Genomic DNA, 8,686 nt, shown 5'->3' on the forward strand with positions numbered 1-8,686 from the left:
CGGGCGGCGGCTTCCACGGGCCGGCCGGTGGCCGGTCCTCCACCCAGCGCACATCCACCAGCGGGAGATCACCTCATGAGCGGGCTCGTCACGCCCCCCATCACCCAGCCCGGAGCGGGGGCCGGATCCGGCCCGGGCTCCGGCTCCGGCGGCGATCCGATGATCGTGGCGGATTCCGTCAGCAAGTCGTTCGGCACGGTCAAAGCCCTGGACTCGGTCAGCGTCAGCGCCCACCAGGGCACGGTCCTGGCGCTCCTCGGCCACAACGGAGCCGGCAAGACCACGCTCGTCAACATTCTCACCACCGCGCTGCCCCTGTCCTCCGGACGGGCCTCGGTGGCGGGGTACGACGTGACCCGCGACCCCTTCGAGATCCGCCGCCGTATCGGTCTGACCGGCCAGTTCGCGTCGGTGGACACGCAGCTCAGCGGACGGGACAACCTCGTCCTGATCGCCCGGCTGCTCGGGGCGGGACGCCGGGCCGCCCACTCCCGGGCCGGGGAGCTGCTGGAGCTGTTCGAACTGACCACGGTCGCCGACCGGCGCGCGAGCGGCTACTCGGGCGGCCTGCGGCGCCGCCTCGACCTGGCCGTGTCCCTGGTCGGCGGCCCTCGGGTGATCTTCCTCGACGAACCCACCACCGGTCTGGACCCGTCCAGCCGGCTGAAGCTGTGGGAGATCGTCGAGGGCCTGGTCGAGCAGGGGGCCACGGTCCTGCTGACCACGCAGTACCTGGAGGAGGCCGACCGGCTCGCCGACTCGATCGCGGTGCTCTCCGCCGGCAAGGTCGTCGCCTCCGGCACCGCCGACGAGCTCAAGGCCACCGTCGGCCGGCGCACCGTCACGCTGACGCTGGACAGCGACGACGCGCCCGCGCGGGCCGGGGCCGCGCTGCGCGGCGCCGGGTTCGCGCCGGTCGGCGGCGAGGACGGCACCCGCAGCCTCGTCGTCCCGATCGACACCACCCGGGAGATCGCGGACGTCATCCGCGCGCTGGACCAGGTGGGCGTCGAGGCCGACGAGCTGACGTTCGGCGAACCCACCCTGGACGACGTGTATCTGACCCTCGCCGAGCAGCACGCCCGGACCCCGGCGTGACCGCCACCCGACGCCCTCTGTGGAGGACCTCTTGACCACGCACCTCACTCCCGCCCGGCGTCCGGACGCGCCCGCGGCCGTCGCACTCAAGGCACTCGACTTCGGCGGGAGTTCGTTTGTCGCCCAGGTGCGGGTGCTCACCGGGCGGTCGCTGCGGGCGATGGTGACCGACCCGGGCATCGTGCTGTTCGGCCTGATCCAGCCGGTCGTCATCCTGTTCGTGCTGACCCAGGTGTTCAGCAAGATGGGCATGCCCCCGCACTTCCCGGACGGTGTCAGCTACCTCGACTTCGTGCTGCCGGCCGTCCTGGTGGACAACGCCGCCCAGTCGGCGATGCAGTCCGGGGTGGGCCTCGTGGAGGACCTGCGCAACGGCGTGGTCGCCAGGCTGCGTTCGCTGCCGGTGCACCCCGGGGCCCTGCTGGTCGCGCGCAGTCTCGTGGGGCTGGTGCGCAGCGCCGTGCAGATCCTGGTGATCATGGTGCTGGCGATGACGGTCCTGGGCTACTCCCCCAACGGGGGCATCGCCGAACTCGCCCTGTCCGCCGGGCTGACGCTCTTCATCAGCTTCGCCCTGGGCTGGGCCTTCATCGCGGCCGGCGCCTGGCTGCGGCGCGCGGAGCCCCTGCAGAACCTCGCCCTGATCGTGATCTTCCCGCTGATGTTCGCGTCCAGCGCGTACGTGCCGGTCGCCGACCTGCCGGACTGGCTGGCGGCCGTCGCCCAGGTGAACCCGCTGACGTACGCCATCGACGCCACCCGCGCCCTCGCGCTGGACGTGCCGGGCCTCGACCACGCGATTCCCGCGCTGCTCATCGGCGCGGTGATCAGCGCGGCGGGCGCGATCGCCGCCCTGGCCGGCTTCCGCCGGCCCCTGTAGTTCCGCACCGCTCCCCCGCCCGGGGGACCCGGCCCGTGGGTGCCTTCCGGCACCCACGGGCCCTTTTCGTGTGCGGGCACGGACCTCGCCGTGCGGGCTGCGGGGCCCTCCTCGTGTGCGGGCCACAGGCCCTCGTCGTGCGGTTTCCGGCCCCTTGTTCACGCGGACTCCCGGCCCTTTTTCCGTGCGGGCGCGGTGCGGGGGGCCGAACGGGCGCACCAGAGCCGTGACCAGGGCACGGAAGGGGGGTCCGCGCGGGGCGGACCGCGGACGCCCCGCCTCCCGTGCCGGTCCCGCCGCCCGCGTCCCGGTCGGGCGCGGTGCGCGCCCCGGGTTCGCGGGGAGTCCGCGGCCCCCTGCCCGCCACGGTCATCGACCGCCCCTGAACGGGCGGGGTGAGGTGTCGGGCCGACGGCAAAAACGCTGTTCAGAGGGGTGCGCACCGATCCGCACCCGCTCCGAACGGGCATCCGGAGAGCGGGAAACGGGTCGACCTCCCTGTTTTCAGGGGTGAAGCGGTGCCCGCGAGGACGCGGGGAGCGGCCCGCCCACGCGTTCGGCGTCCCACGGCCGCCGGTGGACCGGGGGCGGCTGCCCGGTCCGGGGACGGCCGCCCGCGACGATGCCGCCCTCCCCGCCGGTGGCGGGGAGGGCGGCATCGTCGGCGCCGGGGCTCCGCCCGGACGACGCGTGGCTAGGAGAGGCCGAGTTCGTTGTCGAGCATGTCGAACACCTCCTCGTCCGTGGCGGAGTCGAAGTCGAACGCGTCGTCCTCCTCGCCGGACGCGGCGGACGCCTCCGTGCGCAGCGACTGCCACTTGCTGCGCAGCACCTCCAGCCGGCCCGCGACCTGTTCGAAGAGGTCGGCGCCCACTTCGATGCCCGTGATGCTCTTCTCCAGCCTGTCCAGCTCCGCCAGGACCGCCTCCGGTCCGTCGGACGGGGCCGGGGCGACGCGCGCGTACAGGTGGGCGACGAGTTCGCTGGGCGTGGGGTAGTCGAACAGGAGGGTGGCCGGGAGGCGGGTGCCGGTGAGCGCGCCGAGCCGGTTGCGCAGTTCGACGGAGGTCAGCGAGTCGAAGCCGAGGTCCTGGAAGGGCCGGTCCGGTTCGACGGCGGCCGGGTCCAGGTGACCGAGGACGGTGGCGATCTGACCGCGCACCAGCTCCAGCAGTGCTTCCCGGCCCTCCGCCGGGGTGAGTCCGGACAGCCGCTGGGTGAGGTCCGCGGCGGCGGCCGCCGTCCCGGCCGCCGGGGCCGTACGGCGGGACGCCACCCGGATCAGTGACCGGAACAGCGGCGGGACCTCGCCGAGGGACCGCAGGGTTCCCAGGTCCAGCCGCACGGGCAGGACCGCGGCTCCCGCGTCGGCGGCGCGGAGCGCGTCGAACAGGGCCAGGCCCTGCTCCGGCGGCATCGGCGGCATGCCCGCCCTGGTCATCCGCGCGATGTCGGCCTCGCCGAGCTCGCCGGTCATGCCGCTGCCCCGGGTCCAGGGGCCCCAGCCGAGGGACAGGGCGGGCAGGCCCCGGTTCCGGCGGTGCCGGGCGAGGGCGTCCAGGAAGGCGTTGCCCGCCGCGTAGTTGGCCTGTCCCGCGTTGCCGAGCGTGCCGGCCACCGAGGAGAACAGCACGAACGCGTCGAGCGGGAGGTCCGCGGTCGCCTCGTGCAGGTGCCAGGCGGCGTCCGCCTTGGGCCGCAGCACGGCGGCGAGCCGCTCGGGCGTGAGGGTGCCGATCATTCCGTCGTCCAGGACGCCCGCCGCGTGGATCACGGCGCGCAGCGGCCGGTCGGCGGGCACCTCGGCGAGCAGCCGGTCGAGCGCGGCGCGGTCCGTCACGTCGCAGGCGGCGACGGTGACCCGGGCACCCTCCGCCTCGAGAGCGGCGGCGAGTTCCCCGGCGCCGTCGGCGGCGGGGCCGCGCCGGCTGACCAGCAGCAGGCTCCGCGCGCCGTGCTCGGTCACCAGGTGGCGGGCGACTGCGGCACCGAGACCGCCGGTCCCTCCGGTGACGAGGACGGTTCCCTCGACGTCCCAGCCGCCCGTGCCCTGCGGCTCGGGTGCGGTGACCCGGACCAGCCGGGGCACGAGCACCCGGCCCTCGCGCACCGCAAGTTGCGGTTCGTCGGAGGCGGGCGCGAGAACGGCGGACGGAAGTACCGCCTCCGTTCCCGTCCCCTTCTCCGTGCCCGGGTCCGTGGCCGTGTCCGGGTTCTCCAGGTCCAGCAGGGTGAACCTGTCGGGGTGTTCCGCCTGGGCCGCGCGCACCAGGCCCCATACGGCGGCCGCGGCCGGGTCGGCCCCGTCGGTCGCGCCCCGGGTGACGACGACCAGGCGGGAGGCGGCGAACCGGTCGTCGGTGAGCCAGGTGCCGAGCGTCTCCAGGACGTGGGCCGTCGCGGTGTGCGCGGCCCGTGCCCTGTCGGCCGGTGCGCTGCCGGTGTGGACGGGCAGGAGGACGACCGGCGGTACCGGTTCCTCCGCCGCCGCGCCGGCCAGTGCCGTCAGGTCCGCGTACCTGCCGGCAGCGGCGGCGGCGTTCCGGACGGCCGCGTCGAGGACGCCGTCGTCCGGGCCGATCAGGGCGACCCGCGCGGCCGCGTTCCCGCTCCCGGCCGTGGATCCGGCCGTCGGTGCCTGGGACGGCGTGCCCGCCGTCTGCTCCGGCGCCGGGATCCAGTCCAGGGCGAACAGGGAGTCCCGGTCGGCACCCGCCGCGCCGCCGAGCTGCTCGGCGGAGATCGGGCGGGTCACCAGGGAGTTGACGGTGGCCACGGGGGCGCCGGTGGTGTCGGCGACGGCGATCGCGAGGGTGCCGTCGTCGCCGCGGGAGAGCCGGATACGGACGGCGGAGGCGCCGACCGCGTGCAGGGACACGCCGTTCCAGGAGAACGGCACCCCGCCGCCCTGCGAGGTCCCGCCGTCCTGCGGCGAGTCGCCGTCGGGGGCGGTGCCGGCCAGTGCGGTGGCGTGCAGTGCGGCGTCGAAGAGCGCCGGGTGCAGGCCGTACGCACCGCCGTCGGTGCCGTCGGGCAGGGCGACCTCGGCGAACACCTCGCCGTCGCGCCGCCAGGCGGCCCGCAGGCCCCGGAACACCGGCCCGTAGGTGAAGCCGGAGTCCTCGAAGCGTTCGTACAGGCCGTCGGTGTCGAGCGGTTCGGCCTTCTCGGGCGGCCAGACGGACGCGTCGAAGTCGGTGGCGTCGGAGGCCGCCGGGCCGGTCGCGAGGGTGCCCTCGGCGTGTGTCGTCCAGGTGGCCCCGGGGTCGTCGGCGGGCCGGGAGTGGATGCCCAGGGAGCGGCGGCCGGAGTCGTCGGGGGCGCCGATGCCGACCTGGAGCCGGACCGTGCCCCGGGCGGGCAGGACCAGCGGTGCGGCGAGGGTGAGTTCCTCCACCAGCTCGCAGCCCAGGGAGTTCGCGGCGTGCACCGCCAGCTCCAGCAGGGCGGTGCCGGGGACGAGGACGGCGCCCATGACGACGTGGTCGGCGAGCCAGCCGTGCGTGCCGACCGACAGCCGTCCGGTGAACAGGTGACCGTCGGATCCGGCGAGTTCGACCACACCGCTGAGCAGCGGGTGGTCGGCGGGCGTCAGACCGGCGGCCTCCGCCCCCGCGCCCATGTGCATCTCCGTGGGCCAGAAACGGCGCCGCTGGAAGGCGTACGTGGGCAGGGCGACCCGGCGGGCGCCCAGGCCGGCGAAGAACGCGGCCCAGTCGACGGGCACGCCGTGGCCGTGCAGCCGGGCGAGGGCGTCGACCAGGGCGGTCTCGCCGGGGGTGGTGCGCCGCTGGGCGGCGACGGTCACGGCGTGCTCGGGCAGCGTCTCGCGCGCCATGGCCGAGGCGACGCCGTCGGGGCCGAGTTCCAGGAACCGGGTGACGCCCTGTTCGTGCAGGGTGTGCACCCCGTCGGCGAAGCGGACGGCCTCGCGGACGTGCCGTACCCAGTAGTCGGCGGAGCACAGCTGGTCCTCGGTGGCGAGGGCTCCGGTCAGGTTGGAGACGACGGGCAGGGCGGGCGGCCGGGGCGACAGCCGCTCCAGCACGGCCCGGAACTCCTCCAGCATCGGTTCCATCAACGGGGAGTGGAACGCGTGCGACACCCGCAGGGCGGTCGTACGGCGGCCCTGCTCCCGGAAGACCACGGTCACCTTCTCCACGTCCTCCGTGACACCCGACACCACGACGGAGGCGGGGCCGTTGACGGCGGCGACACCGACGCCGTCGGTGAGGTACGGCAGCACCTCGGCCTCGGTGGCCTGCACCGCCGCCATGGCACCGCCGGCGGGCAGCGCCTGCATCAGCCGGCCGCGGGCGGCGACCAGCGCGCAGGCCTCCTCCAGGGTGAAGACCCCGGCGACGTGGGCCGCGGTGATCTCGCCGATGGAGTGTCCCGCCACGTACTCGGGGACGACACCGAACGACTCGGCGAGCCGGTACAGGGCCGTGCCGAGGGCGAAGAGGGCGGCCTGGGTGTAGGCGGTGCCGTTCAGGGTGTCCTCGTCGTCGCCCCAGACGACCTCGCGCAGCGGCCGGTCCAGGTGCTCGTCCAGTCCGGCGCAGGCCGCGTCGAAGGCCTCGGCGAACACCGGGAACCGGTCGTACAGGTCCCGGCCCATGCCGAGCCGCTGCGATCCCTGGCCCGGGAAGAGGACGGCGAGCAGCCCCTCGCGGGCCGTGGTGGCCGGTTCCTCGCCCCGTGCGACCGCGCCCAGGGCCGCCAGCAGCCCGTCGCGGTCCGCGCCGACGACCGCGACGCGGTGTTCGAACGCCGCGCGGGTGGTGGCCAGCGAGTACGCGATGTCGAGCGGGCGCGGCGCGTCCGCACCGGCCGTCCCGGCCCCCTCGATGTGCGCCAGGAGGCGTTCGGCCTGGGCGCGCAGGGCGTCCTGGTCGCGCGCCGACAGCAGCCACGGTACGACCGCGGCCGGCGCCGGGCCCGCGTCGTCCGCCCCGCCGGGTGCGGCGGGGGCCGCCGGCGCTGCGGCAGGTGCCTGCTCGACGATGACGTGGGCGTTGGTTCCGCTGATGCCGAAGGAGGAGACACCGGCGCGGCGCGGGCGGCCGGTGCCGGTCCACTCCCGCTGCTCGGTCAGCAGCGCGACGGACCCGGTGGTCCAGTCGACCTGGTCGCTGGGCGCGTCCACGTTGAGGGTGGCGGGCAGCACACCGTGCCGCATCGCCATCACCATCTTGATGACGCCCGCGACGCCGGCGGCGGCCTGCGTGTGGCCGATGTTGGACTTCACCGAGCCGAGCAGCAGCGGCCGGTCGTCCGGGCGGTCCTGGCCGTAGGTGGCCAGCAGCGCCTGCGCCTCGATCGGGTCGCCGAGCGTGGTGCCCGTGCCGTGCGCCTCGACCGCGTCGATCTGGTCGGCGGCGAGCCGCGCGTTGGCGAGGGCCTGCCGGATCACGCGGCGCTGGGCGGGGCCGTTGGGGGCGGTGAGTCCGTTGCTGGCGCCGTCCTGGTTGACGGCGGAGCCCCGGACCACGGCCAGCACCTCGTGCCCGTTGCGCAGCGCGTCGGACAGCCGCTCGATCACCAGGAATCCCGCGCCCTCGGAGAAGCCGGTGCCGTCGGCCGCCGCGGCGAACGACTTGCACCGTCCGTCGGGCGCGAGCCCGCCCTGCCGGCCGAACTCGACGAACACACCGGGCGTGGCGAGCACGGTGACACCGCCGGTGACGGCGAGCGAGCAGTCGCCCTGCCGCAGTGCCTGCACCGCGAGGTGCAGCGCGACCAGGGAGGACGAGCAGGCGGTGTCCACGGAGACCGCCGGGCCCTCGAGGCCGAGCTTGTAGGCGATGCGGCCGGTGACGACGCTGCCGTTGCCGTCGCTGCCGGGGTAGTCGTGGTACATCACGCCGGCGAAGACACCGGTGCGGCTGCCCTTGAGCGAGCCGGGGTCGATGCCCGCGCGCTCCAGCGCCTCCCAGGACAGCTCGAGCGCCAGCCGCTGCTGCGGGTCCATCGCCAGTGCCTCGCGGGGCGAGATGCCGAAGAACCCGGGGTCGAAGTCGGCCGCCCCGTCGAGGAAGCCGCCCTCCCGCGCGTAGTAGCCGTCGGGGTGCCTGGCCTCCGGGTCGCGCAGCATCGACAGGTCCCATCCCCGGTCCTCGGGGAACGGGGTGATGGCGTCCGCGCCGTCCGTCACCAGCCGCCACAGGTCCTCGGGCGAGGTCACTCCGCCCGGGTAGCGGCAGGCCATCCCGACGATGGCGATCGGCTCGTGCTGGGCGGCGGTGAGCCGTCGGTTGTCCCGGCGCAGCCGCGCGGTCTCCGCGCGGGCGGCACGCAGGGCGTCGGGGGCCGCGGGAGCCTGGGAGGGCTCGGGGAGGAGGTCGTCCTGGGCGTCCGGGACGGCGTCGACGGTGCCGTCGGCGTCGTCGTCCGGGCCGGTGCCGTACTCCTCCCCGTCTGCGACGGCCCCCGCGTGCGCCGGCGCTCCTTCGTCGTCGGCGAGTTCGAGGAGGACGTCCATCAGACCGGCGTCCCGCAGGCGCCTGGTCGGGATCGACCGCAGTGCGCGGCGGATGCCGTCCTCTCCGGCGTCGCCGTTCGCGTCGTCGCCGGACGCCGGGTGGGCGGCGGCCAGTTCGGCCTCCACGAACTCGGTGACGGCGAGGGCGTTGGGGTGGTCGAAGACCAGGGTCGCGGGGAGTCGGAGTCCGGTGAGGTTGTTGAGCTGGTTGCGCAGTTCGGTCG

At 75.3% G+C, this 8,686-nt stretch carries 3 protein-coding genes; 2 read left to right on the forward strand and 1 reads right to left on the reverse strand.

Annotation, left to right across the window (positions count from 1 at the left end; translation table 11 throughout):
- Positions 1–75: 75 nt before the first annotated feature.
- Both ACF07S_RS30690 and ACF07S_RS30695 read left to right on the forward strand, forming a co-directional pair.
- On the forward strand, positions 76–1,098 hold the full coding sequence (locus ACF07S_RS30690) for an ATP-binding cassette domain-containing protein (RefSeq protein WP_391966701.1): 1,023 nt from the start codon (positions 76–78) through the stop codon (positions 1,096–1,098).
- 31 nt (positions 1,099–1,129) lie between these two features.
- Positions 1,130–1,978: an ABC transporter permease gene (locus ACF07S_RS30695; RefSeq protein WP_391966702.1), complete on the forward strand. Its 849-nt coding sequence runs from the start codon at positions 1,130–1,132 to the stop codon at positions 1,976–1,978.
- Between the two features lie 694 nt (positions 1,979–2,672).
- Here ACF07S_RS30695 and ACF07S_RS30700 read toward each other — a convergent pair.
- A partial coding sequence (locus ACF07S_RS30700; protein ID WP_391975672.1) for an SDR family NAD(P)-dependent oxidoreductase occupies positions 2,673–8,686 on the reverse strand: 6,014 nt, incomplete at its 5' end.

The sequence above is a fragment of the Streptomyces sp. NPDC016640 genome (genome assembly GCF_043076215.1).
Classification (GTDB): Bacteria; Actinomycetota; Actinomycetes; order Streptomycetales; family Streptomycetaceae; genus Streptomyces.